At 39.3% G+C, this 25498-nt stretch carries 19 protein-coding genes and 1 rRNA gene; 15 read left to right on the top strand and 5 right to left on the bottom strand.

What is annotated here, in order from left to right:
• Positions 1 to 64: 64 nt before the first annotated feature.
• From PAARA_RS00240 to PAARA_RS00200, 9 genes are all read left to right on the top strand, one after another.
• Positions 65 to 1099 (top strand): radical SAM protein, encoded by a 1035-nt coding sequence (locus tag PAARA_RS00240; RefSeq protein WP_062567076.1) that lies wholly within the window; start codon positions 65 to 67, stop codon positions 1097 to 1099.
• Between the two features lie 3 nt (positions 1100 to 1102).
• Positions 1103 to 1798, top strand: a complete 696-nt coding sequence (locus PAARA_RS00235; RefSeq protein ID WP_062567075.1) for a hypothetical protein — start codon at positions 1103 to 1105, stop codon at positions 1796 to 1798.
• 10 nt (positions 1799 to 1808) lie between these two features.
• Entirely contained in the window at positions 1809 to 3923 is a 2115-nt protein-coding gene (locus PAARA_RS00230) for a peptidase domain-containing ABC transporter (RefSeq protein ID WP_062567074.1), read from the top strand.
• Positions 3924 to 3956: 33 nt separating this feature from the next.
• Positions 3957 to 5183, top strand: coding sequence for an efflux RND transporter periplasmic adaptor subunit (locus PAARA_RS00225; RefSeq protein ID WP_228074365.1), 1227 nt, complete (start codon positions 3957 to 3959; stop codon positions 5181 to 5183).
• Between the two features lie 4 nt (positions 5184 to 5187).
• A complete protein-coding gene (locus tag PAARA_RS00220; RefSeq protein ID WP_062567072.1) occupies positions 5188 to 5916 on the top strand; it encodes an ABC transporter ATP-binding protein in 729 nt (242 codons plus the stop codon).
• Positions 5910 to 8300, top strand: coding sequence for an ABC transporter permease (locus PAARA_RS00215; RefSeq protein ID WP_062567071.1), 2391 nt, complete (start codon positions 5910 to 5912; stop codon positions 8298 to 8300). The genes PAARA_RS00220 and PAARA_RS00215 overlap by 7 nt, the downstream gene beginning before the upstream one ends.
• Positions 8293 to 10665, top strand: a complete 2373-nt coding sequence (locus tag PAARA_RS00210; protein WP_083515223.1) for an alpha/beta hydrolase family protein — start codon at positions 8293 to 8295, stop codon at positions 10663 to 10665. The genes PAARA_RS00215 and PAARA_RS00210 overlap by 8 nt, the downstream gene beginning before the upstream one ends.
• A 224-nt stretch (positions 10666 to 10889) precedes the next feature.
• Positions 10890 to 11786 carry a pepsin/retropepsin-like aspartic protease family protein gene (locus tag PAARA_RS00205; RefSeq protein WP_062567069.1) on the top strand — a complete coding sequence of 299 codons (897 nt, stop codon included), beginning with the start codon at positions 10890 to 10892 and terminating at the stop codon, positions 11784 to 11786.
• Positions 11787 to 11789: 3 nt separating this feature from the next.
• Positions 11790 to 12320 carry a sugar O-acetyltransferase gene (locus PAARA_RS00200; protein WP_062567068.1) on the top strand — a complete coding sequence of 177 codons (531 nt, stop codon included), beginning with the start codon at positions 11790 to 11792 and terminating at the stop codon, positions 12318 to 12320.
• Positions 12321 to 12397: 77 nt separating this feature from the next.
• On the opposite strand, the gene PAARA_RS00195 is transcribed toward PAARA_RS00200, so the two are convergent.
• Positions 12398 to 13678, bottom strand: coding sequence for an acyltransferase family protein (locus tag PAARA_RS00195; protein WP_062567067.1), 1281 nt, complete (start codon positions 13676 to 13678; stop codon positions 12398 to 12400).
• 181 nt (positions 13679 to 13859) lie between these two features.
• Here PAARA_RS00195 and PAARA_RS00190 point away from each other — a divergent pair, with 181 nt between their 5' ends.
• Positions 13860 to 14723: a LytR/AlgR family response regulator transcription factor gene (locus tag PAARA_RS00190; protein WP_062567088.1), complete on the top strand. Its 864-nt coding sequence runs from the start codon at positions 13860 to 13862 to the stop codon at positions 14721 to 14723.
• Positions 14724 to 14837: 114 nt separating this feature from the next.
• On the opposite strand, the gene PAARA_RS00185 is transcribed toward PAARA_RS00190, so the two are convergent.
• The 3 genes from PAARA_RS00185 to PAARA_RS00175 are packed head-to-tail and all read right to left on the bottom strand — an operon-like array spanning position 14838 to position 19202.
• Positions 14838 to 17234: an ABC transporter permease gene (locus tag PAARA_RS00185; protein ID WP_062567066.1), complete on the bottom strand. Its 2397-nt coding sequence runs from the start codon at positions 17232 to 17234 to the stop codon at positions 14838 to 14840.
• A gap of 1 nt (position 17235) precedes the next feature.
• Positions 17236 to 17937, bottom strand: coding sequence for an ABC transporter ATP-binding protein (locus tag PAARA_RS00180; protein ID WP_062567065.1), 702 nt, complete (start codon positions 17935 to 17937; stop codon positions 17236 to 17238).
• Between the two features lie 11 nt (positions 17938 to 17948).
• A complete protein-coding gene (locus PAARA_RS00175) occupies positions 17949 to 19202 on the bottom strand; it encodes an efflux RND transporter periplasmic adaptor subunit (protein ID WP_062567064.1) in 1254 nt (417 codons plus the stop codon).
• A 230-nt stretch (positions 19203 to 19432) separates the two neighbouring features.
• Between PAARA_RS00175 and PAARA_RS00170 the strand changes: the two genes are divergently transcribed.
• From PAARA_RS00170 to PAARA_RS00150, 5 genes are all read left to right on the top strand, one after another.
• Positions 19433 to 20836 (top strand): sigma-54-dependent transcriptional regulator, encoded by a 1404-nt coding sequence (locus tag PAARA_RS00170; RefSeq protein ID WP_062567063.1) that lies wholly within the window; start codon positions 19433 to 19435, stop codon positions 20834 to 20836.
• A gap of 3 nt (positions 20837 to 20839) precedes the next feature.
• A complete protein-coding gene (locus PAARA_RS00165; protein ID WP_062567062.1) occupies positions 20840 to 22144 on the top strand; it encodes a sensor histidine kinase in 1305 nt (434 codons plus the stop codon).
• 85 nt (positions 22145 to 22229) lie between these two features.
• Entirely contained in the window at positions 22230 to 22769 is a 540-nt protein-coding gene (locus PAARA_RS00160; protein WP_083515222.1) for a hypothetical protein, read from the top strand.
• 118 nt (positions 22770 to 22887) lie between these two features.
• Entirely contained in the window at positions 22888 to 24165 is a 1278-nt protein-coding gene (locus tag PAARA_RS00155; protein WP_062567061.1) for a LysM peptidoglycan-binding domain-containing protein, read from the top strand.
• A 93-nt stretch (positions 24166 to 24258) separates the two neighbouring features.
• On the top strand, positions 24259 to 24963 hold the full coding sequence (locus PAARA_RS00150) for a hypothetical protein (RefSeq protein ID WP_062567060.1): 705 nt from the start codon (positions 24259 to 24261) through the stop codon (positions 24961 to 24963).
• Between the two features lie 374 nt (positions 24964 to 25337).
• On the opposite strand, the gene rrf is transcribed toward PAARA_RS00150, so the two are convergent.
• Positions 25338 to 25452: ribosomal RNA gene (rrf, locus tag PAARA_RS00145) — 5S ribosomal RNA — on the bottom strand.
• Positions 25453 to 25498: the final 46 nt, after the last annotated feature.

Here is a 25498-nt window from a genome sequence, read left to right as displayed (position 1 = left end):
ACACACTAACCCAGATCACCCTCTTTAAAGTGATCTGGGTTAATTTACAACTAAAGGAGAAAAAATGATCTCTTCAACAGGAAAAATTAAAGGCTTTTCTAAACAACAATTAGTAAATAGCCTCAGCAATGAAAAATTCCAGCTAATAATCTTTCCAACAGAGCAGTGCAATTTTCGATGCGTGTATTGCTATGAAGATTTTGAAATTGGGAAAATGCCTCGTTGGTTAGTCGATGCTACTAAAATTCTTATCAAAAATAAAATACCTAAGTTAAAGAGCCTATCATTTAGTTGGTTTGGTGGAGAACCTTTATTAGCAAAAGATATTCTATTTGAAATTGCTGAATACGCACAATCATTAGCAAAAGAAAATGGCTGTAAAGTGTCGGGAAATCTGACTACAAATGGTTCTCTTCTCGATATAAAAACACTTACAAAACTTGTGGAGCTAAAACAAAATAGCTTTCAAATCTCTATTGACGGTGACAAAGAGTCACACGACACAACTCGATTAACACGTAACGGAAGAGGCAGTTTTGATAAAATATGGGGTCGCTTATTAGCAGCATCTGCAACAGATCTTGATTTTCATATAACTCTCAGAATACATGTTACAGACTTAAACCATGAAAGTGTTTTAGCCTTTTGTGAACGCTATGATGAAGAGCTAAAAGAAGACAGTAGGTTTCAGTTGCTTTTTAAAGAAATATCTAACTTAGGGGGTGATAATCAAGAAAAAATAAACCGCCTAATATCAAAAAAATCAGCCAAACAGTTAGCTCGAGAACTAACAGAACGTTATTTAGATAATAGTAAGGAAACTAATGATCGGGGCCATTACATCTGTTATGCCGGAAAGCCAAATTCTTTAGGAATTAGAGCAAATGGTAATATCAATAAGTGTACCGTTGCTTTAGATGATGACAGAAACAATATTGGCAAGATTAACCCTGACGGCACTCTCACTTTAAATAATGAAAAATTTAGCACCTGGATAAAAGGCTTTACGACTCTTGATAGCTGGCAAATGGGATGCCCGCTTAGTTATATGAACAGCAACACTGTTGTTGGTGACATTCCGATAAAGAAAGTTAGCTAGCTCATGTCTATTGTTAATATGTTTAGAAAGGAAGCTCTTAGGAACCAATATAAATCAAGTGATATTGGCAAGTCGCTTATAAAGCAACCTAAAGTGATAAATAACTCTATATTATTTCTTATCTTCATATTTATCGCTTTCTTCCTTTTAATAAAAATAATCTCGATCCCATCAAGTAAGAGTCTTGCGGTTAAGATATCTGCTGAAAATTATACACCACTAATTTATAGTGAAGTTGCCATTATAAAAAGTTACCTATCTAAAAATGGTGGGCATGTAAGAAAAGATCAGCCTTTGATCTCCATCTCTAAACTAAACAATAAAAGTAGTTTAGAAAGTGATGTTATCCGCTCTCCCAGTGACGGTTTTTTCTTTCACTCTAAAATTGATAAAAATATAACTCAACCATACAAGCCTCTTGGTTATCTTTTGACTCCACCAGCCGATGGTGAATTATCTTTTTGGATATCAAACACCAATAAAATCAATTTAAATGTAAATGACAAAGCGACTCTACATATTAACGATGAAAAAATAACTGCAACAGTCACTATGGTTATTAATGGAATATCAAGTGAAAAAGAACAAAAAATTCACTTAAGAATAAAAGAAAATGAGATACAAAAATTATCACCTAACGCTGAAATAAAAATAGTACTTAACAAGCAAGATGAAAAGATTATAAATTTAATTAAATAGTGAAAATTAAATGCGACTAACCGATTATATAGACTTTAAATCATCTAAATTGCCTACTTTTTTACAAAGTGAAGTAGCTGAATGTGGGATTACTTGCCTTGCAATGATCGCATTTTATCATGGCTACAAAGTTAATATGCTTGCCATGCGACAGCGCTATCCGGTAGGAACACAAGGCATTACCGTTAAACATATTTTAAAAATAGCTGATGATATTGGCTTGTCTGGGCGTGTACTAAAACTAGAGCTTGGACAGCTATCAAAGCTAAAGGGGCCAGCAATCCTTCATTGGAACTTTAATCATTTTGTAACCTTAGCGTCGGTCAGTAGAACAGGGATCGTTATTCATGATCCCGCCAAAGGGAAAGTTAAACTTGATTGGAAACAAGTTTCTGAAGCTTTCACTGGTATTGCAATAGAGTTAACTCCTTCATCGACATTTACGGTTGCAGATGAAAGAGTAAAAATGCCACTTAGAACGTTTATAGGTAATATTGATGGGTTAGGCTCATCGCTATTCAAAATATTCGTTATTGCATTGATATTGCAATGCTTTTTACTCATATCCCCATACTATATAAGAATCGTCATTGACCATGGTATTCCACTTTCAGATAGCGGTGTGTTGGTCTGGCTACTGGCTGCATTTCTAGCAATCACACTATTAACTACGTTTAGTAATATTATTCGCTCAGCGGCAATATTATACCTAGATAAGAACTTAGGTTTTCAGGTAAAGGCTAATATACAACGCCACTTACTACATTTACCTCTATCATTCTTTGAGTCTCGCCATGTCGGAGATATCAAATCAAGATTCGAGGCCTTTAATGAAGTTCAGCGTATGATTAGCCGAGGCTTTATTGCCGCGATTGTCGAAGGCCTTCTTGGTATTACGACTTTAATCATAATGTATACCTATTCACCTACCCTTGCCTTGATATCACTTATATTTTTATCTATCACGTTAATGGTAAGGCTTTACTTAACAAAAAAGGAAAATAAACACTTAGAACAGGTTTTAGCGAAACAAGCAAAAGAAAATAGCCACTTCCTCGAAACAATTCGAGCAATAATGCCCATAAAGTGCTACGTCAAAGAAAGTACACGATTATCATCATGGCTTAACTTATTTGCCGATACAACCAATGAAAATATTAAGCGAGAGAAAATATCTATTTCGGCTGAAATAAGCCAAGAATTAATAAGTAAAGTAGAGTATTTAACCGTTATATTTTTTGGTGCGACATTAATTATAAACAATGCGTTTACGATTGGTATGTTCATTGCCTTCCTAGCCTATCGTCAACAATTTTCAAGCAGCACTCAAACCTTAGTTGACCATATATTTCGATTTAAGTTGGCATCCACTTATCTTCGAAGAATGTCAGATATCGTCATGCAAAGCCAAGAACAAGAGAGTAATTCATTGGTCGTTGCAAAGGAGCAAACTAAAGGACATATCGAAGTACGTGATTTACATTTTAGATATTCTCCATCATCTCCTTGGTTATTTAGAGGTATCAACTTTGAAATAAATGCTGGAGAATCTGTCGCTATTATTGGCCGCTCGGGATTAGGCAAATCAACCTTACTTAAGCTAATGACGGGCCTAATTAAAGCCGAGCAAGGTGATTACCTATTAGATGGACACTCAATCAATATGCTAGGGATGCGAAACTTTCGATCTATGTGCGCCACGGTTATGCAAAATGATCAATTACTGAATGGCTCTTTAATTGAAAATATCTCCTTTTTTGAACCCAAACCAGATATCAATCAAGTGATTGAGGCTGCAAAAGGTGCAGCAATTTGGCAAGAGATTCAAGCCATGCCTATGGGACTGCACACACAGGTGGGCGACTTAGGCAGTTCTTTGTCTGGTGGTCAAAAACAACGCTTACTGTTAGCCAGAGCGCTTTACAGCCAACCTATTGTTTTATTTTTAGATGAAGCAACGAGTCACTTAGATGCTGCTACTGAATTACAAGTGAATCAGCATTTAAAATCAAAAAGAATAACCAGAATTAGCGTCGCCCACAGGCAAGAAACGATAAAAGCAGCAGACAGAGTAATAGACTTAGAAAAGTTAATTAATGGTCAAACACTGTCAGAGGTGATCTAACTAAAGATTGCTCATAAAGCAAAGGAAAAAATAATGAAACTCACATCTAAACTTGTTTATCAGGGGTTAATTGGTTTGTCAGCCATTATGCTTTTATCTGGTTGGCGGTTAGGGTTTGCAGATAATGCAGAAGTGATCTCTCTTGAATCTGTAACAATGGCAAAAGTAGAACGCGGTGACTTTTCTATTAAAGTGGAAGGTTATGGTTCTCTTCAATCTATTAATAAAAGACTACTTACAGCCACCAGCAATGCTGTTGTCGACGAAATAAAGCTAAAAGCAGGAGCCGTTGTAGAGCCTGATACAGTGATTCTGACATTAAACAACCCTGAGCTTGAGAGTAAGCTGCGTCTAGCTTTAGCAAAGCTCAAAAATGCAAAGACACAGAAACGTCAAACTTTGTTAGTGCAACAACGGGAGCTGTTAAACAATGAATCAAGTATCTCTGAGTTAAAAGCACAAGCAGAAATTGCCATGCTCCAAGTAGAAGCCGAACGCTCTTTAGCTAAGTCGGGAATTGTCTCTGGGATTAGTGCTAAAAAAAATGAATTGGAAGCGAAGCAGTTACTTAAACGCATCAGCCTCGAAGAATCAAAATTAGACAAGCTCACTGAAATGCAAAAAGAAGCACTTTCAATTCAAGATGATCTTATTTCTCAAGCAGAAGATGAGTTCAACGTTGCAAAACTGATGGTCGAGCAATTATCTGTAAAAGCAGGAATGAAAGGGGTCATCCAGCGCCTTCCTCTCAGTTTAGGGCAAAGTGTAACAGCAGGCTCTGAGCTTGCGCTTATTGGCAGCCTATCGCCATTAGTTGGGGAAATAAAAGTTCCGCAAATTCAAGCGCATTTAATTCAAATGGGCATGAAAGCCGAGATTACAACACTCAATGAGCAAGTGCATGGACGAGTCGTTCGTGTTGACCCTGTTATCAATGATGGTGCTGTACAGGTTGATATTGAACTTGAAGCAATTGAGCATGGCAGCATGAAACCAATGCAACAGGTTGATGCAACCATCTACGCCGACGTACAAAAAGATATGAACTACATAAAGCAGCCCAGTGATGCTAAAGAGGGAGCCTATGGTTCACTATTCAAGCTAACGAGTGATAACAAGGCTGTTAGAGTTGATGTGCAATATGGCAAAACATCAGGACAGCTAATTCAAGTGCTATCAGGCTTAGAGCCTGGCGAGCAAGTTATTATTTCCACCTTAGATATTCCTGCTGAAACAAAAATGATAAAAATAGAGAGCTAGAAGTATGAACACTGAAATTTTAAGGGTTAATAACTTAACTAAGTCCTTTACCAATGGCGATCAGGTCAGTCAAATTTTAAAAGGAATTAGCTTCACTGTTTATGATGGCGAATTTATTTCTATTTCAGGCCCATCAGGGTGCGGAAAATCAACACTACTGAATATTATGGGATTACTCGACACCCCACAAAGCGGTGAATATTACATCGACGGCTTACTTGTTTCTGATATGGATTCAACGCAACGCTCTAAAGTTCGTGGAAATAGAATCGGCTTTGTATTTCAATCTTTTAATCTAATAGATGAAATGACTGTCTTAGAAAATGTAGCACTGCCTTTAAAATATAGAGGGGATTCGCTTTCAACACGCCATGCACGTGCCCTAGATTGCTTAGAGAAAGTAGGCCTTGCAGATAAAGCTGATTTATACCCTAACCAAATATCAGGGGGTCAACAGCAACGCGTTTCCATTGCTCGCGCTTTAGCTGGTGATTCAGGTATTATGCTTGTCGATGAGCCGACAGGTAACTTAGATTCTAAAAACGGTGATGCCATCATGGCATTGATCAAAGACCTTAATCAGCAAGGCACAACTATCGTTTTAGTCACCCATGACCCGCGTTATGCCAACATGGCATCTCGTAATATTCAATTAAAAGATGGCTCTGTAATAGCTGAAAATGATGATGTCAGTACGCCAACAGATGCAAATCGAGTTGCTCAGCCATGTTAAAAGTAGCCTACAATACCTTCAAACGTGCTAAGCAGTACTATTTAACAACCGTATTTACATTAGCGCTCACTCTTTGCATGGTACTTAGCGCCTTTAGCTTAGTGGATTTAGTCTTTTTTTCCCCCTTGCCTTATCAACAAAGTGATAATTTATATTTATTAGAAGGCACCGTAAATTCAAAAAGCTACTCAGGCCCTGCTAGTAACTCAAAAGTAATGAGTTATATAGAGAATGAAAATACGCTCTTTACTGATATGGCTACCTACCATAAGTGGACCAGCTATAAATTATTAGACAGGCCAACTAGACCCGCTGTAGACGTTATTCTCGCATCTAATAACTTGTTTGACCTGCTTGGTGTCAAACCTGAACTTGGAAGATTATTCAATGAGACCGAGGCGCTTGGCAGTAAGCACATGTCTGTCGTTTTAGGCTATAGGGCATGGCAAAAACTTTTCCAAGGTCAAGATGATATCATTGGTCAAAAAATACAGTTAAATCAACGTCGATTCACTATTGTTGGTGTAGCTCCAGATGATCTTGTTCTGCCCCACTACAAAAATATAAACGATGCGATATGGTTACCTATTGATGTCGATGAGGTATTTGATCCCAAAACAGCAAATGGGTTTATGGGTGCATACAAAAGTGTTGTTAGATTAAAAGATACAGCATCAGAATCTGCAATCACACAACAGTTATCAGACCTATCATTGAAAGGCGCTCAGCTCCATGCTCCTAATATTCTGAAAGATTTTACTGTTAACGCACGTATCACGACATTTAGTGAAGCATTAAAAGGTGATAGCGGAAAAATAGTACTCATGCTGCTTTTAGGTGTTTGTTTGTTATTGATCATTGCACTTATCAACCTCTCTAGTATGCAACTTGCAAAAGCAATTACTCGTATAAAACCGATTGCTATAAGCTTTGCATTTGGAGCAAGTACAAAACAGCTCATTGTTGAAACACTAAAACACAACTTACTACTGATTAGCATTGCAGTCATACTGGCATTAACACTTACCCAAATAGGGTTTATCGTTATTCAAAACTTAGCCGAAAATTCTATACAACGGCTAGATACTCTTTCGTTAAGTATAAATACGCTCCTCTTTTCAGTATTTTTGATTGTTACTATTGCTGCACTCTATTCATTTATAGAATTAAGTGTCGTAAAAGAGAAAAACTTAATGAGTAGCTTACAAAGTAGCGGTAAAGGTACTGGAAAACAAATGAGCGCAGCGACCAGCCACTTGTTAGTTGGCTTACAGATTTTGTTCTCATTTTTAGTATTAACCGCAGCAAGTCACGTCGTGTTAGTGACACTCTCTGAAGCACTCAGAGATAATGGCATAAACACTCAAGGTAAATACTCACTTACAATAAATTACAGTAATATCGATAAGCCGAGTGAACGAATTAACCTTCATAAAGCCATTACCCAACAGCTATTAAACCTCAATAATGTGAGCAGTTTAGCACTATCATCAGAACAGCGCTTACCCGATACGGTTAACGTTAACCAAATATATGATGAAGCTGGCCAGTATATTGCCCAAGCGCGTAATAGCTTAGTTTCCAACAATTATTTTGCAGAATTAGATCTTAAAGTAACAGGCAAGGGCTTTAGCAAAGGTGATGAAAAACTTAAAAACCCGCCCATTATTGTTAACCAACGCCTTGCGGATATGTTGGATAAAAACACACAGAACGTACTAAATAGTAAAGTCAGCTTTGACAGCAAAACGTTTTATTCTATCGTAGGTGTAGTCAGTAATACCTACGTACCAGGAAGGCCTGAAAGTGAAAACTTTGAAGTATTCACACCCAAAGATTACCCAGGCTGGAGTCAATATACCTACCTTCTAACAATGAAAGATTCCGCATCAATATCGCAAATTCAGCAACTGATCTACGGGATTGATAAACGCTTAGATATACATTCATTAGCGTCATTAACAACTCAATTTGATGACCAACGACAGCGTCATTTAAACGCAGCTTGGCTCGCTATTGTACTTGCATCAACATCATTACTCATGGTCTGTATAGGCATCAATGGCATTGTTAACTACTTAATTAAAGTACGCAGATATAGCTTGGGCGTTAAGCTCTCAATGGGCGCAGATAACCTAAGATTATTAAAAGAAAGTTTACTTGAGCTTATGCAACCCATAACGATGAGCTTGGTGCTCGCTTTTTCATTAGCATTTTTAATTATTGGTTATTGCTTTTCACTACCCAACGTCACCTTAACTATAAACTGGTGGTTAACATTATCTATCTGGCTTGGGCTGTTAGTTATGGCGCTTATCACGAGCTTTTTTCCGATCAATAAAACACTAAGACAAGATCCAATAAAGGCATTACGCAATGAATAGATTTCTTATATTTATAGTATTGCTCTTATCTTTCGCGATACACGCAAACACAGATGAGAATAGGCCCCAATGGGAAAGCTATATAGATTCCACAACACAAGAGAATGTATCACTATCGCCTAATGGGAAACAGGCTCTATTTTTACATCAGATACGCTATCCATCGATTCACTATGTATCACAAGCACGCGTGCAGTTAGCGGGCTTGGATTTTTATAGCAATCTATATAGCCGATTTGACACACCTTTATATAGCCATACAACACTTTTTGATATCAGCAATAGAACGAGCATAGATCTAACCCCTGATAGCGGCGTCATTATTGACTATAACTGGTCTCCTGACGTTAAAAAAATTGCTTATTTAATTCAAAATGACAACACAATTAATTTATGGGTATATGATGTTGAAACTCAGGTTTTCAAACGCCTTTCTCAGGTCAATTTATCTGCCTCATTAGGTGGCAGACACCTCAGGTGGCTACCTGACAGCACAGCACTAATCGTTAAAAAAAGAAATACTAAAGTACACTCACCCATTAACGAATTAAAACAGCCGAACTCTCTCTCATCTGAGCGACAAGTAGAGCAAGGACGAACATATCAAAGCCTTCTAAAAAATAACAAACTTAAAGAGCAATTTAAAACTCTTGCGCTTTCAAGCTTAGTTAAAATCGATTTAAAAGGTAATGTGACCTCTCTAACTGATAATATGCTATTTGATGATTTCTCTGTGTCTCCTGACGGAGAGTATGTGTTGTCGTCAACTCTACCCAAAGAGCTCTCCTCCTATTTACCATACAAAAAGTGGGGCAGAGACTATCAAGTTACTAACTTAAAAACCCACCACCAGCTAAATGTTTTACCCTCTTTAAATAACAAGGTTAACTTAAAGAAAGCCAAAGATAGCGTCCCTAATGGTGCAAGATTAGTAAAATGGCTTCCCTCTGAAGGCTCAACTCTCACTTGGACCGAAGCAATTGATAATGGTGATATGTCAGTAGATAAAAAATATCATGACAATACATATAAACTTCCCAGCCCGTTCAATCAAAACAAACAACTCATCCATCAGGCAAAGTGGAGAGTACATAATATTATATGGGGGAAGTCAGGTGCCGGAGTCGCTCAAGAATGGCTTTATGCTAGTAAACAAGCAAAAGCTTCTTTAATCAGTGCAAGTACCTCAGCAAATGTCTTAATTGAGCAACGAGACTATAGAGATAAATTTAATGACTTTGGCGATCCGCAAACCCTGAGACTACCTGAAGGGTATGAAGTGCTTGTTGAAGATGATTCAAACCTTTTCTTTTTATCGAACGGCCTTAGCAAAGAGGGCATCAGGCCCACTATAAAGACACTAAACAAGACCAATAACACACGAAAAGAGTACTTTATTAGCAGTAAAGAAAGCATTGAACTCCCTTTAAGAGTGGCAAATAATACGCTTATTATACAAACACAAAATGTACAAACTGCTCCTCAATATTTTGCAATTTCGAGCACTGATATGAATGAGCGAATCCCCTTATTAACGAACAAAAATAAGCAATATTTTGACAAGCCTCCTACATTTATAAATTATAAAAGAAGCGATGGGTTAAATTTAAGTGGTACGCTACATTTACCGAGTAACTACGATAAAACACAAGGCAAAATACCTGCAGTCCTATGGATCTATCCAGATGAATTTAATAATAAAAAACTAAGCCAACAAAATACTGTAAAAACCAATATATTTAGGCAATTTGATCCATTAAGCCCTTTGGTTTTTCTTCATGACGGCATCGCAGTTTTTGAGTCACCATCGATGCCAATCACTGCATTTGACGGTCAAGAACCCAATGATGATTTTATCAATCAAATAAACCTTAATGCACAAGCAGCTATCAATGCACTCGAAGGTACTGGGTTGATTGATATCGACTCTTTAGCTGTCATGGGTCATTCATATGGCGCATTTACCGTAGCAAACTTGCTCGCACATACTGACTTTTTTAAAGCTGGTATTGCTCGAAGCGGTGCTTATAACAGAACATTAACGCCTTTTGGCTTTCAAGGTGAAAAGCGTACTCTATGGCAAGCAAAAAAGACCTATATTGACTTATCACCAATCATGTTCGCAGATAAAATTAATGCGCCATTGCTGCTTATTCATGGTGAAAATGACCAAAATTCGGGGACTTACCCCCTACAATCAACAAGAATGTATCAAGCGCTAATTGCGAATAAAAAAACAACTCAGCTCATTATGCTCCCCTATGAAGGCCACTCTTATAGAGCGAAAGAAAACTTAACATATTTACTTAAAGAGCAATCAGCTTGGCTTAATAAGTGGTTAAAATCATCCCGAGCACAATTATGAAGTAATACCATATGCTCTTTAGTAACCGCTATTGAGCATAAAAAGCATTATTCTTATATAATCTCCTAAATTATTTACACTCAAAGGCTCTATATCATTTCACTTGTCATCATTGCTACATAAGGCTAGCTGTAACTGAGCCAAATTTGGGCTTGCATGAGTATCTGAATTACTTCACTATAAATAGCTTAAGCTATAAAAAACAATAAATTAAAGGATTAATAATGAAGTTACTTATTGCACTATGCTTAACTGTTTTAAGTTTTTATAGCCACGCGGCGGTCACGCCTTGGCTGGATTTTCACTTAGAAAATGGTCACATCAAAGTGCCAGCAACGGTATCTGGTATACCGAGTAAAATTTTATTGGATACGGGCGCACAAGTGAATGGCATTAATCCTCACTTTATTAACAAAAATAAGCTTAAGCTAGATAAAGGAGGTAAAACGCGAATTAAAGGCGTATATGGCATTGAAAATAAAACAACTTACCACAATGTGCCCATTAATTTTTTTGGTATGGACACTGAAGTTGATGATGCGGTAGAAATCAACCTTGGCCTTCATGATAACGCACTCCTATTTGGTGCCGGCTTCTTTCGCCAGTTTGTTATACAACTGGATTACCCAAATCAAAAAATGCGCCTTATTACCCACGACTCAGTCAATTTAAATGACACTGAAAATATTAAAATGCTAAAACAAAAAGGCTCAGGTATGCCTATTGTAGAAGTGATGTTAAGTAATGAAAAATCAATATGGTTGGTGCTCGACACAGGTAACAATGGCGGTATGGTTGTTAAACGAAGTGTCGCTCAAAGCATGGGGTGGCTTGATGAGATAGAGCGCGAATCGGGAATAAGCACAGGTGTGAATACAAGTGGTATGACTGAAAGCTTTCGTATCCCTTGGCTAAAATTTGGCCCTTTTGAAATGGAAAATGTACTGGTGAGTATCCCTGCTAAAGGAGAATCTGCGAATCTTGAATCTCAATACAAAACAACGGGTACACATATTAGAGGAAAAAAAGTACAAGGCTTAATAGGCTACGATGTTCTCAAACATTTTTTAATCACTATTGACTATAAAAGTGGTCATGCACATATTGGATTACCTGAATAAACGATGAGCATTTCATTTAACAGCCTAGAAAAGTCACTTATAGAACAACGAAAAAACACCCATGAAATTTGCCGTTTATTTGCCAAAAGCCCAAGTAGAGGCAATTTAAAGCGATTAAAAGGTACGTTTGCTCAGTGTGGTGAACAGGTTGTCATCGAAGCAGGTTTTCACTGTGATTATGGCAGTGGTATTAAAATAGGTGATCGAACCTTCATAAATATTAACTGTACTATGCTCGATGCACCGCTAACTGATGCGCAAATTACTATAGGCGATGACTGCTTAATAGGCCCTAATGTGCAATTACTCGCGGTATCGCATGCAGTAAATCCAACCGAGCGTTTAGCAAAAGCTAATTTTGCAGCGCCGATTAGCATTGGTAACAACGTATGGATTGGTGCTGGCGCTATTATACTTGCAGGCATTAAAGTAGCCGATAATGCTGTGATTGGCGCAGGGGCTATAGTTACCAAAGATGTCGCAGAAAATACCTTAGTGGCAGGTAATCCTGCGGTGAAGATTAAAGATATTTAAGTACACACTCAAAGCACATCGAGCGCTAAAGCATATCCTACCCCACTACGTATATTTTATACCAGTGGTATAGTTGCTTAGATTAACCTGATAACCAATGGGCTCACTAGAGTTAGTCCACAACAAAAACCAACTTTAACTTGCCATGCTGTGTATTTTCCTGTGACTTTAATCCCTAAAAATGGACTTAATACATTGACGCGACGCGCACCAATAAACACTAGCCAACAAATAATAAAAGTGAGGCTTAGTATAAGTAATGACTCCATAAAACCACCTAATTGCAGCTTCGATAAATAAAAGGCAAGGCCAATAATCACACTTTGATGTAAAAGATAAAAAGGAAAGACAGCAGAGTTCAATAAAGCCAATTTAGGGTGATCGTGATTTAAAAAACGTTGTGCTAGTGCCAGCATCATTAACACACCAACTAATCGCTGCGTGGTATACAACACATCCATGCCCGTAATTTGCCACTGACTGGCAGTTGAGCTTTGCCAAATCATGTGATAGCCCGCCACTACAATCAGGTAACCTACAATAAATACCACGCATAATGCCCTCCAGTGAAGAAGTAGCCGACTATAAAATACTGAATGCCACGCAAGTAAATAACCATAAAGTAAAAATAAAGCACCCATGGGGTATCGAAATGTATCACTCGGCCAGCTCAACTTTAAAATACAAAGCGGCAATAGCAACATAATAAAAATAATAAATAACGACTGATCACACAAACGAGTAATCACTGTTTGAACATAATGGTGATGAAGCAGCGGCAGAGCCAACACAAGCAATAAGACAAATTGCCATAACGAGCGTAAGTACCAAAGGTGGTTTACATCAACATGAGGCCAAATACCTGCTTGATAATGTTCAAATAAAGGACTTGTTAAATCAAAAAACTGCAAGCAAAATTGCCAATAACTGATAGCTAAGCCGGTCTCTTGGCTCATTTGCGCATAAAGCTGAAGCGGCACAATAAACCACACACCGATTAATAACGGCAGTAATATTCTGACACTGCGTGATATTAAAAAACCACCTAAACGAGCGCGTGCAATCATAAATCTCAGTGCAGTACCTGAAATAAACCAGATCAGCCCCATCCGCCAAGGCGACAGTAGGAGCATGATGTTTTCTATATTGCTGGATAAATACTGACTTTTAAAATGAAAGCCCCAATTTTGAGTGTATAACATACCAGTGTGGTAAAAAATTAATAAGCCAAAGGCAAGTACTCTTAGCCAATCTAAATCATAACGACGCGGTGGTAACTCAACGGCTTGATTGAACGCATTTTGCCATGGCTGTAATAACGTGCGCGCTGTGTTTTTAATTATTATTTTAAGTTTCATAATTGATTATGGTTACGACAAATTAATAACAACTATGAACAACATGCAGCGTTAAGCTATCAAAAAAGGTCGATAAAACAATCAGTAGGGATAAACGGTGGATATCAGGGATGGTATGTTTGGTGATTTATCACTATCTTGTTAATCTAATTACGGTCTTCAAAGAGTAACAATAATAATGATCACCTTAATGCATTTTCAACGTAATCGAACTTGGTATGCGACATTATTTTTATTTAGTTATATTTTTATAAATAACACTATTAATGCCAGCTCAGATATCATGGAAGCCCAACGCGATGGTGAACTGTCCTTTTTGCTTTGGGAGCCCTTTGTCTGGGAATATTCAAGCGCTATCGGCACCTTACTATTATTTCCTGCTTTAGTTTGGTTATTGCAAGCCCACCCCTTTAATTGGCAAAAGATCGCTCGCTCATTGCTCACTTATTTATTCGCAAGCATTATTTTTTCCTTATTACATATCGGGATCATGGTCGCTATCCGTGAGTTCATTTACACAATTCAAGACATGCAGTATGACTTCGGGTTGCTGTGGTTTGAGTTACTTTATGAATACCGTAAAGACTTATGGGGGTTTTTATCTTTAATTGTCATTATCAAAACGTATCAATACATTATTAGCCAATTAACCGGCGAAGCCACGCCAATCAATCATGAAGAAAACGCCCAACAGGATTTAAATTTCGACCGATTACTGGTTAAAAAACTGGGTAAAGAATTCATCATCTGTACAGAGCAAATTGACTGGCTTGAATCTAGCGGCAATTACGTAAACCTACATATTGGCACACGTATTTATCCGCTACGTACAACCATGACCCATCTTATATCTCGGTTAGAACCAAAAGGTTTTTGTCGTATTCACCGCTCTTATGCTATTAGACTCGATGCGATTGAATCTATCACGCCATTACCAAGCGGTGATAGTGAAGTGAAACTTATAACGGGTAAAATACTTAACTTATCACGTCGTTACAAAGAGCAATTTAAAAAACAGGTTAATTCGTCTGCGGCTCATTTTTAGCTCACTCTAGATGAAGTTCATCTACATAAAGTATTTGCTGTACTTGGTCGCTATTTTGAGTTGTAAAAAAGCCCAGCTGTATTGCTAGGCTTGGAGTGGATCTTGAGTCAAGCGTTACTCATAACGAAGGATTAATGATGGACGGGTGCTGGCCGCTTTAAATGCTAGGCTTGCCACCGTTGCCCAGGTGATAACCGCAACGACCACAGCCGCAGCGCCATACACCCACACAGCTTGTTCAATGCGGTCATTAAAGTTTGCTAACCAATCACCAACTAACAAGTAAGTCACTGGATACGCAATAGCAATACTGAGCGCCACCAGCACTAGGAACTCTTTTGCAATGATATTAACAATACTGATGCGTGATGCGCCTAGCACTTTTCGAACAGCCACTTCTTTTTGACGACGCACTGTTGCAAACGAAGCCAAACCAAAGGTACCTAAGCAAGTTAAGAACACGGCAAGAGCGGTAAAGATTAAAACGACATTCGAAATTCGCTCATCACCTTTTAACAGGGTTTTGTAGTTGTCTGCGAGTAAGTTAATTTTTGGCTCATAGATATTGGCTGAGCTTGCTAATACTTCAGCGATCTGAGCTTTAATATAAGGCAAGTTTTGCTGATCAATGGTTAAGATTAACTCTGATACAGGCGATAAGAAGTTAAAACCACACAAGAACATAATATTAGAGTTGGCATCTTTAACATTACCTACTTTTACATCTTCAACCACACCCACAACACGCATATCTATGCCGCGACCTGAGTCTTTAATGACCTTACCGATAATGTCACTCATGTTAGTGTAACCCGCTTGTCTTGCGACAGACTCAGTCACAATAGTGCCAGTACTTGTTACTCCATTTTCACGGCTTGCCCAGTCACCGGCAAATTCACGGCTGAAGTCACGGCCAGCAACCAGTTTTAATCCTAGCGTTTTTACAACATCGTAGCCTGCGCCTACAACAGGCGTTAAGCTGCCAGAGGCTTCACCATTCGGCCACGTTGGCATAAGCGTATTATTAATTGAAACGGTTAAACGGGTATCAATGACTGTTGTTTGCTGTACGCCTTGAATTGCGCTAATACGGTTAACTAGCGCATTTTTTTCTTTTGTGAATACTTCGCCGACAGGTAGCTCTGAAATAACCAGCCTTTGTGTTGTTTCATAGCCTAAAGGTAAGCTTTGTAAGTAAGTTAATTGCTTTAACAAGGTAACAGAGGCAATGATTAAACCTATTGCTAACGAAGCCTGTAAGGTTAGTAAGCTCTTACGAACCCATATTGCAGTATTACCACGTTGTAAGTCTCCACTTAAAACGCGTTTTGCACTGAATGACGAAATAAAGAATGCAGGATAAAGCCCAGCTAATATGCCCACAGCAATTGCGACCACAATAATTGCAATGCCAAATTCAGAGGCGTAACTCACGACCAATTCGCGGTCTACTAGTTGGTTAAAGCTTGGTAAAAAAAGCTCCACTAAAGCACATGCAATTACCATTGAAAGCATTGATACCAGCACAGATTCAGATAAAAACTGCGTTACTAACTGGCCTTTACTTGCGCCAAGCGCTTTACGCACTCCCACTTCTTTTGCACGTTTAGTCGATTGAGCGACGGTCATATTGATGAAGTTAAAACCTGCAATAAGAATAAGTAACACGCTTAGACCTACACAGATCATCACCACTTGTTTAGCACCACCCGCTTTCATCTCAAACGGTGATTTAGCCGTTAGGTGCAAATCAAGTAATGGATGTAGCTCTAAACTAACTTGCTCCAGCATCGAATTGCTAAAAAAGCGCTCTGTTAAGGTTTTAGCTAATGCATCTGTATCGGTGCCCTCAGCTACACGCATATAAACATAACTACTGTTGATGTCTATTTTGCTTGGATCATGCTTAACATAAACAAGGTTTTTAAAGGCAAAGTGAGTGTTGTCTGCTAAATCTGCAAACACGGCACGCACTGTGTACTGTCCTTGTTCATGCGTTAGTGTTTCACCAATCACATCGGTGCGACCAAAAATGCGCAGTGCTTCTGATTCACTCAAAGCGAGGCTATCTGGAGTACTCATTGCTGTTGTTAAGTCACCTGCAATCGTCTCCATAGCAATAAAGTTTTCAATATTTGCTGTAGCACCATATAAGGCATTTAACTTATAGCCTTGGTTGCGGTAACTCACATCCACCATGGCTTCACGGGTCAGCTCGACCATAGTTAACCCAAATACTTCTTCAACTTGGCTGTAATCTTCAGCCTGCTTTGACTGCACATAATTAAAAATAGGCACTACAGCTAAACCAAGCTTTGAAAAGTCTTGTCCAACGCGATAAACACGCTCAGCATGAGGCTGTTGGCTATCGTAAGAAAGCTCATTTTTTGCAAATAAAGCAACTAAAATTGCCGCAGCTAAGCCCACACTTAAACCCAGAACATTTAAAATAAAGTGCTGCTTTTGGTTTTTAAACGAACGCAGCGCGGTGATCAAATAACTTAAAATCATGTTATGCCACCTCAGCTGTTTGTTGAGCACGGTTGGCTTTATCAACCATTACTTGGCCATCAAGCAAACGCACTAAACGGTCAGCATAATTGCCTTCTTTTTCTGAGTGGGTAACCACAATTACCGTGGTACCTTCGCGATTTAGCTCACGCAGCATCGCCATGACTTCATCACCATTTTTTGAATCAAGGTTACCCGTAGGCTCATCCGCTAAAATAAGTTTTGGGTTGATCACAAGTGCTCTGGCTACTGCTACACGTTGCTGCTGACCACCCGATAACTGTTGCGGTAAGTGATCTGCTCTATGGTCGATTGCAACACGTTTTAAGATTGCGTCTACTCGCTGTTTACGTTCACTCTTTGAGATATTTTGATACTGTAATGGCAGCTCAACGTTTTCAAATACTGTTAATTCATCAATTAAGTTAAAGCTTTGGAAAACAAAACCAATCGACGATTTTCTAAGTGTTGCTAATTGCTTTTCACCAAACCCTGCGATGTCTTCACCTAAAAACTCAAAACTGCCTGCTGATGGCGAATCCAACATACCTAAAATAGAGAGTAATGTTGATTTACCACAGCCAGATGGCCCCATAATGGCAAGAAACTCGCCTTCGTTTACATGTAAGTTAATGTTATTAAGCGCTGTTGTTTCAACATCTTGAGTACGAAATACGCGTGATAAGTTAGTTAATTTAATCATTGTTATTATCCTTAAAATTGTAGTTGTTGTGCTTTATCAAAGTTGCTGTAGCTAGAGGTGATCACGCGATCTCCGGCGCTTAGGCCACTTAACACTTCGTAATAGTTTTGATTCTTTTTGCCAAGACGAATGTCTTTTCGTACTGCACGATTGCCATCTTTTTCCATGACATAAACCCAATTACCACCCGAGCTGTTAAAAAATGCGCCGCGTTCAAGTAACAAAGCAGTGCCTTTGCTATCACCTAGCATCAGCTGCACATCAATACTTTGCCCGCGTTTTATGTTGCTCGTGTCATTAGGTAATTCGACCTCAACCTGAAACTGTGATTGCTGAACACGGCTATCAATTTTGCTAACTGTTGCCGCAATTTCGCCTTGCTCATGTTCAATAAGCACTGGCATACCTGTTTGAACTTGGCTTAGATAAAACTCATCTAATCGCACAACTAGCTTGTATTCATTAGGAATATCAATCTGCCCTAGGCGAGCACCACGACCTTTTGATTCACCAATTTCAACGTCAAGCTCACTTAAATAACCATCGGCAGGTGCTGTTACGAGTAAGTTTTCAAGGTTCTTACGCGCAAACTGTAAGTTTTTCTCTAGCATGTCGGCACTGTCTTTTAACTGAGCTACCTGAACTTCACGAATGCTGTTTTCTTGCTTTTGACGCTCAAGGGTTAGCTCTTTACGCGCTTTGTAATACGCTAAGTCTTCTTTAATTTCAGATAATTGCTCTTGTGCTAACACACCGGTTTTCACTAGCGGCTGAGTCTGTTTTAAGCGACGCGATAAATGTGTGATTTTAAGATCGATTTCAAGCAAATCACGGCGTAAGTTTAAACGGCTGGTTTCCATATTCATTTGCGTGTTACGTAAAAAGTTAAGCTGCTCAGTCACCTGTGCTTCACGGCTCATTACATCAAGCTGCAAATTGGTATTACTTAAACGCACAAGGGGTTGGCCTTTTTTAACAAACTCACCTTGCTCAACAAGTCGCTCTTCAACTTGGCCTCCGGCAATGGTGTCGAGGTAAATAGTAGTACGAGGCATAACCTGACCACGAAGACTTAAAGCATCAACAAATTCACCTTGTTGTACTGTGCTAATCGTTAAGCTTGTCGCGGTTACTTGCTGACTACGACCTGTTTGCTCAGTTTGCGTGAAACCATAAGCTGCAGCCGCAACAGCTAAACATCCCGCTGCAATGAATGATTTCTTGAAAAGTGCTTTGTTATTTGAGCGTGTAATTTTCTTATCCATGTTGACGCCTTTAAGTTATCTAGGTGCTAATTATCTATAGATATAACAACTCTTGTGCCAACTTTTATTTTTATTAATTTACAGCAACTTAGATAAAAATTAATGGGGGTATATATAATCAAGTGTCCACTTATAGAACACTTTAAAAATCATATATCGTCCATAAATGGACACTGTTCTTCTTTTCAATTAATCTTAGTGTTCTTAAAAAGGAATAATAATAAACAGCTATGAAACAAGCAGGATCAATTCTTATCGTCGATGATAACCCTGACGTACTTATCGCCGCACGATTACTTCTAAAACAACATTATCAGGTTGTAAAAACCACAGATAACCCCTTTGATATAGAAGCTATCATTAGCGCACAGCATGAGGCTGATCAGGCTATTGATGTTGTATTACTTGATATGAACTTCACGCAAGATTCAATTAGTGGCAAAGAAGGATTCTACTGGCTTAAAAAAATAATGAGCCAAGATACTAATATTGCAGTGTTACTAATGACGGCCTACAGCGATATTCAGCTAGCTGTCGAAGCAATTAAGGCTGGTGCCTCCGACTTTATTGCCAAGCCTTGGCAGAATGAGCAATTACTCGGTGCTGTAGCGGCGGCATTTTCACACGCTAAAGACAAACAGCAAGTTGGTAAGCTCACAAAACAAAAGCAGGCCTTGCAGCAGTCAATCGGCAATCAACCATTTGAGTTTTTAGGCCAAAGTGATGCCATGCAGCAGGTTTTTTCGGTTATCGACAAAGCAGCCAACACAGATGCCAACATATTGATTAGTGGCGAAAGTGGCACAGGTAAAGAACTCACCGCACATGCAATCCACAATGCAAGCCAGCGCCAAAGCCAACCCTTCATAAGCCTAGACATGGGCTCACTAGCCGAAAGCCTGTTTGAAAGCGAACTATTTGGCCATAAAAAAGGGGCGTTTACTGGCGCGAAAGAAGATCGCATTGGCCGATTTGAGCTGGCCCATGGTGGTAGTTTATTTTTAGACGAGCTAGGTAATTTACCGCTTAACCAACAAGTTAAACTACTTGCGGCACTACAAAACAGGCAAGTAACACCGGTTGGTGGCTCAAAAGTCATCGATATTGATATTCGTTTGATCTGTGCAACCAATGAAAACCTCGAACAAGCAGTGACTGAAGGTAAATTTAGGCAAGACTTACTGTACCGTGTTAATACCGTAGAGATCCGTTTGCCAGCTCTGCGTGAGCGCAGTGAAGACATTCCATTACTGTGTAACTACTACTTGCAGCACTTTGCACATAAATACAAACGTGAGCTCTCGATTGCAGCATCTGATATGACACGTTTAAGTCAGTATCATTGGCCAGGCAATGTCCGTGAACTTGCCCATGCAATTGAGCGAGCAGTCATCCTCTCTGAAGGTTCAGAGCTCGATATAAGCTCAGTGATAAGCTCACCAAGTACCGCTGTTAGCACAAATGAGCTTTCTACAAACGCCGCTGACTATGACACTTTTGATCTTGAAATCATCGAACAGAGAACCGTTCGTGCAGCTTTAAAGCATTTTCAAGGGAACGTGAGTCACGCAGCTAAAGCACTCGGTCTAACACGCGGAGCCATGTATCGACGTTTAGAAAAATACGGACTTTAATCGATGGGAAATTTCATTAGCTTAGCCAGCCTATTAGCTGCATTAATAGGTTTATCAATTGCTTTGTTTTGGCAAATAGACCAAAGCGGATTTTCAGCAATTTCGGTACTTTTAGTTATTTTAAATGTGACATGTGCTGCACAAATTTTTAATTTATTTAAACGCCAAACAAGGCGTGCAGATAGGGTGATTCGCGCTTTAGCAAATGGAGACAGCACATTAGGCTTTGGCGATAAACATCCTATGCAGCAGCAATTTGAGCAGGTTAAACAACAAATTCAGGCTGCGCGTTTTAATGCAGAGCAACAAGCCCAGTTCTTACAAGCGTTATTAATTCATATCGATTTAGCGGTATTAGTATGTGATGATCAAGGCAATATTATTGAAAGCAATCCAGCGGTCAGTCGTTTACTTGGGCAATCTGTAAAGCACATCGATGATTTAGGTGTAATAGCAAACCTAGTCCAAGGCGCTAAACAAAGTAGCCGTAATACCGTGCCATGGCAAAATGGTGAGCAGCACGATACGCTATCTGTGCAGATCAGTATTGCCGAAATCCAAGGTAAAGTTCGTAAAGTGATCAGTTTGCAATCTATTCATGATCAGCTGCAATTAAAAGAACAACAAGCATATAAACGCCTCACCAAAGTACTAACCCATGAAATTGCTAATTCGATTACACCACTCTCTTCATTAGCACAAACTTGTACGGCGCTGCTGCCAAATGAGCTTTGTTTTGATGATCAGGAAGATAAACAAGACCTGCAACTTGCCTTAACAACACTGGCATCACGAACCGAGCATTTAGGGGAGTTTATAGCGCAATTTAAAAAGGTTAGTAGCTTACCTGCCCCACACTTACAGCCACATATTTTGGCAGATCTTGCCAAACAAGTTGTAGCACTTCACTCACAACAGGCTAAACAACTTAATATTACTTTGAGTTTATCGGTGCAAAGCCAACAGTTAGTAATGATAGATAGAGGCCAAGTTGAGCAAGTGATGATAAACCTGCTGAAAAATGCCCTTGATGTACTAAAGCAGTTAAATAATCCAGAGTCAGCAAAGTGCATTGAGGTAAGCATTGCACAAAATACTAATCAGCAACTGTATTTAGAGGTCAGCGACAATGGTACAGGTATCAGCGATCATGTGATCGAGATGATTTTTGTGCCATTTTTTACTACCAAGCAACAAGGCTCAGGAATAGGCTTAAGCTTATCACGCCAGATCATGCTTAATCATGGCGGCGATTTGGTATATATCAAACGCCAACAAGGAGCCTGCTTTCGCTGTGTGTTCGGTTAACTTACATCGTTAGAACACTTGCTTACAGTTTGCTAAGGCACTGTTTGGTATCATCTACCCATTAACGTTTAATGGATTAACCAATATGAAGTATCTCGCCTTAGCACTCTTTTCTTCATTAACCTTCATTCCTGCTACAAGCTTTGCTGGCATTTATGACAGCCCAGATATGAATTTGTTTGTTAAATCAGAGCATAATAGTACTGATTCAATCACCTCGGCAGGCATCGAATTTATGACTAAAGTTAACCGCAGCAATTTCGGCGCAGCATTTACAACGGCACTAGGCTCAGCTGAAGTGTTCACTAAAAAAGGTGATCGGGAAACATTTCTAACCTTAGACACAGGCATAAAATTTGGCTATTTCAGTGACTTTTTTGCCTATGGCGAAGTGGGCTTAGATTTAATTGAGCTTGCTGTTTACGACGACCGAGATGACCATGATTACAGCGACCACTTTGATGATGACCACAATAATATTGATGGCTATGTTGGTGTGGGCATGGGCGTTGACTCAAAGCCATTCAGAATAGAGATCTATGCCAGAGCCCGAGAAATAGACAGCCGCTATTGGGAAGCACAAAACCATGGCTACGCAGGGTTACAAGTTAGTATTTCGTTTTAATTTCAATTGGGTGAGTGAGTTAGGGAGTTGTTAATCTAATGGTCATTTTTAGCTCACCCTATGTTAAGCTTAGGCGCTTTAGTTTACCCGCACCTAAGTTAACGGAGTATTTTAATACGTGTTTTTCAATCGATTTTTAGGCCTTGTTGTTGTTTCTATTATTTTAACAGGCTGTCAGACTGCCCCTGAGTCTCTTCCCGAAAAGAAGCCCGCCATCAAAGCCAACCCAGGTACTGTGGTTGCTGAAGCTAAAACAGCACAAGCCGACGCGGTGACACCGCTAAAACCAAGTGAACTTGATGACGTATGGCAGCGTATTCGCATTCAACTGCAATTTAGCGATTCAAGCCACCCTGATGTGCAAAAACGCATCGCTTGGTACCTTACTCACCCAAACTACATGGAAGAAATAAGCCGCCGTGCAGCGCCGTATTTGTATCATATCGTCACAGAAGTAGAAAACCGTGACTTACCAATAGAACTCGCCCTGATGCCACTTATAGAGAGTGATTTTGATGCCAGTGCCTATTCACATAAACATGCTTCAGGTTTGTGGCAATTAACACCCTCTCTTGCTAAATATTTCAAAGTAAAAATTACCCCTTGGTATGATGGTCGCCAAGATGTAATTGACAGCACACGTGCAGCCCTCGATTTTATGGAATACCTTTATAAACGCTTTGATGGCGATTGGTATCACGCTATTGCTGCGTACAATATTGGTGAAGGACGGGTGCTACAAGCTATTGCTCGTAATAAAAAACAAGGTAAGTCGACGGACTTCTTTAGTTTAAAGCTGCCATCGCAAACTAAACACTACGTGCCTAAGCTACTGGCCGCAGCACAATTATTAAAGCATCAAAAAATGATATTCCCTGCGATTAAGAATGAGCAGGCTATTGCAACCTTACCTGTGACTGGTGCCGTGATCTTGGCAGATAAAGCGAAATGGCAAGAGCTTGAAGAGCTAAACCATGGTGTTATCCGTTACCCTGCTGTAATTGATGCGCCGCATATTGTGGTCCCAAAAGAGCAGCAAGCACATTATCAAAGTCTATTAACTAATCAAAAGAGCAATGATTATAGCCAGTGGCAACATTACACAGTTAAACGCGGTGATAGCTTAAGTGTGATCGCAAAGAACTATAAAGTAACCGTTAGCCAGCTCAAAGCTTTTAATAACTTAAAAACAAATACGATTCGTATAGGCCAAAAGCTTATATTACCGCAATTAGCTGATCAACAAATCGAGTATAAGGTGAAACCTGGCGACAGTCTTTGGAAAATAGCTAAACAATACAAGGTCAGTATCACTAAGCTTAAACAATGGAATAACCTTTCAAGAGATAGCTTAAGAGTGGGTGAAAAGCTCACCGTATTTATTTCAAACAGCTAATAACTCAAACAGGGAGAAATACTCCCTGTTTCTTTTTGTATGCAATTTAATCTGCATGTTTTATAGTCTATAAAAAACAACAAATACAAGACTATGGACAATCAAAAGCAGGATATCATTAAATCAAATAATGACTCAGATATAGTATCCACAAACCTGTGTGCACAACCAAGCAACATAAATAAGCCCGAAGCTTGGTTAACCAACGAACGGCTAAACCTTTTTCTCGCATTGTGCGCTATTATAATTTCAGCAGCCTCCTTTTATGCCACTTACTTACAAGCCAACGCCGCAGAGCGGCAAGTAAAAGCCGCAACATGGCCATGGCTCGAAGTTATGACAGGGAATTTTGATGAGGAAAAAAATTCGCAAGAAATCACTTTTTACATTAAAAATTCAGGCTCAGGCCCAGCCATTATTAAATACGTTAAATTCTTCCATGATGAAAAATCGTATAGCAATGTATTCAAATTAATAAAAGACTGCTGCTTTGATATTTATGCTTATGAAGCACAGTTAAATGAACTGCAAAAAGAGTCAACTGACATCAATTTCTTTGAAACATTCGGTTGGTTATACACCGGCGTTAGTAATAACCGATTATTAGCCTCAGGCGCTGAACTTAATCTTTTTGGTTTTAAGAAAACAGGTTTCAATACAACTCAGTGGGACAAGGTGAATAAGCAACGCATGAATATCAAAACCGAGATCTGCTATTGCTCGTTGTTAGAACAATGCTACTTAAGCGATGGTCGCGGAGATGTGAAAGAAATAGAGCAGTGTGATATAGCAAGATAGTTGCACTCAATTTAAACGCCGTGACATTTTCTGGGCTTGGATGTCCTGCTTGCACATGGCAAATGCCACACTCTCATTGTGTTGGCTCGGCCTTGTCGCGTAGCAGCGGGTTTATTCCGCGTCATGGGGTGTCTGTTCGCGGGTAGCGCGCGATGTAAAATCGCGACCACATACGAAAAACCCGTTGCATTGCTGCAACGGGTTTCTCTAATTAGGAGCCATGGTGCGCTACGCAGTAGGATGTCCTACTTTCACATGGCGAATGCCACACTATGCCTACAAGGATAGAAGTAGTAGGGTCTTGGTTGGGTGTTTTATTTTTCTACAGGCAACAAAAAACCCGACTCTTTCGAATCGGGTTTCTCTAATTAGGAGCCTGGCGATGTCCTACTTTCACATGGCAAATGCCACACTATCATCGGCGCTGTTTCGTTTCACTACTGAGTTCGGCATGGGGTCAGGTGGGTCCAAAACGCTATTGTCACCAAGCGTATTCTGTTTGTTAATCGCCTTAGCAATTAACTAAAATTCGGAA

Origin of the sequence: Pseudoalteromonas arabiensis, assembly GCF_001550155.1 — a bacterium.
Lineage (GTDB): Bacteria > Pseudomonadota > Gammaproteobacteria > Enterobacterales > Alteromonadaceae > Pseudoalteromonas > Pseudoalteromonas arabiensis.
Note: the sequence above shows the minus strand (reverse complement) of the source record. Positions and strands in the feature narration are given on the sequence as shown.

What these genes read in the sequence shown, in the direction of transcription:
- PAARA_RS00240 (WP_062567076.1), top strand. Translation starts at nt 65, where the DNA reads ATGATCTCTTCAACAGGAAAAATTAAAGGCTTTTCTAAACAACAATTA.
- PAARA_RS00235 (WP_062567075.1), top strand. Translation starts at nt 1,103, where the DNA reads ATGTCTATTGTTAATATGTTTAGAAAGGAAGCTCTTAGGAACCAATAT.
- PAARA_RS00230 (WP_062567074.1), top strand. Translation starts at nt 1,809, where the DNA reads ATGCGACTAACCGATTATATAGACTTTAAATCATCTAAATTGCCTACT.
- PAARA_RS00225 (WP_228074365.1), top strand. Translation starts at nt 3,957, where the DNA reads ATGAAACTCACATCTAAACTTGTTTATCAGGGGTTAATTGGTTTGTCA.
- PAARA_RS00220 (WP_062567072.1), top strand. Translation starts at nt 5,188, where the DNA reads ATGAACACTGAAATTTTAAGGGTTAATAACTTAACTAAGTCCTTTACC.
- PAARA_RS00215 (WP_062567071.1), top strand. Translation starts at nt 5,910, where the DNA reads ATGTTAAAAGTAGCCTACAATACCTTCAAACGTGCTAAGCAGTACTAT.
- PAARA_RS00210 (WP_083515223.1), top strand. Translation starts at nt 8,293, where the DNA reads ATGAATAGATTTCTTATATTTATAGTATTGCTCTTATCTTTCGCGATA.
- PAARA_RS00205 (WP_062567069.1), top strand. Translation starts at nt 10,890, where the DNA reads ATGAAGTTACTTATTGCACTATGCTTAACTGTTTTAAGTTTTTATAGC.
- PAARA_RS00200 (WP_062567068.1), top strand. Translation starts at nt 11,790, where the DNA reads ATGAGCATTTCATTTAACAGCCTAGAAAAGTCACTTATAGAACAACGA.
- PAARA_RS00195 (WP_062567067.1), bottom strand. Translation starts at nt 13,678, where the DNA reads ATGAAACTTAAAATAATAATTAAAAACACAGCGCGCACGTTATTACAG.
- PAARA_RS00185 (WP_062567066.1), bottom strand. Translation starts at nt 17,234, where the DNA reads ATGATTTTAAGTTATTTGATCACCGCGCTGCGTTCGTTTAAAAACCAA.
- PAARA_RS00180 (WP_062567065.1), bottom strand. Translation starts at nt 17,937, where the DNA reads ATGATTAAATTAACTAACTTATCACGCGTATTTCGTACTCAAGATGTT.
- PAARA_RS00175 (WP_062567064.1), bottom strand. Translation starts at nt 19,202, where the DNA reads ATGGATAAGAAAATTACACGCTCAAATAACAAAGCACTTTTCAAGAAA.
- PAARA_RS00170 (WP_062567063.1), top strand. Translation starts at nt 19,433, where the DNA reads ATGAAACAAGCAGGATCAATTCTTATCGTCGATGATAACCCTGACGTA.
- PAARA_RS00165 (WP_062567062.1), top strand. Translation starts at nt 20,840, where the DNA reads ATGGGAAATTTCATTAGCTTAGCCAGCCTATTAGCTGCATTAATAGGT.
- PAARA_RS00160 (WP_083515222.1), top strand. Translation starts at nt 22,230, where the DNA reads ATGAAGTATCTCGCCTTAGCACTCTTTTCTTCATTAACCTTCATTCCT.
- PAARA_RS00150 (WP_062567060.1), top strand. Translation starts at nt 24,259, where the DNA reads ATGGACAATCAAAAGCAGGATATCATTAAATCAAATAATGACTCAGAT.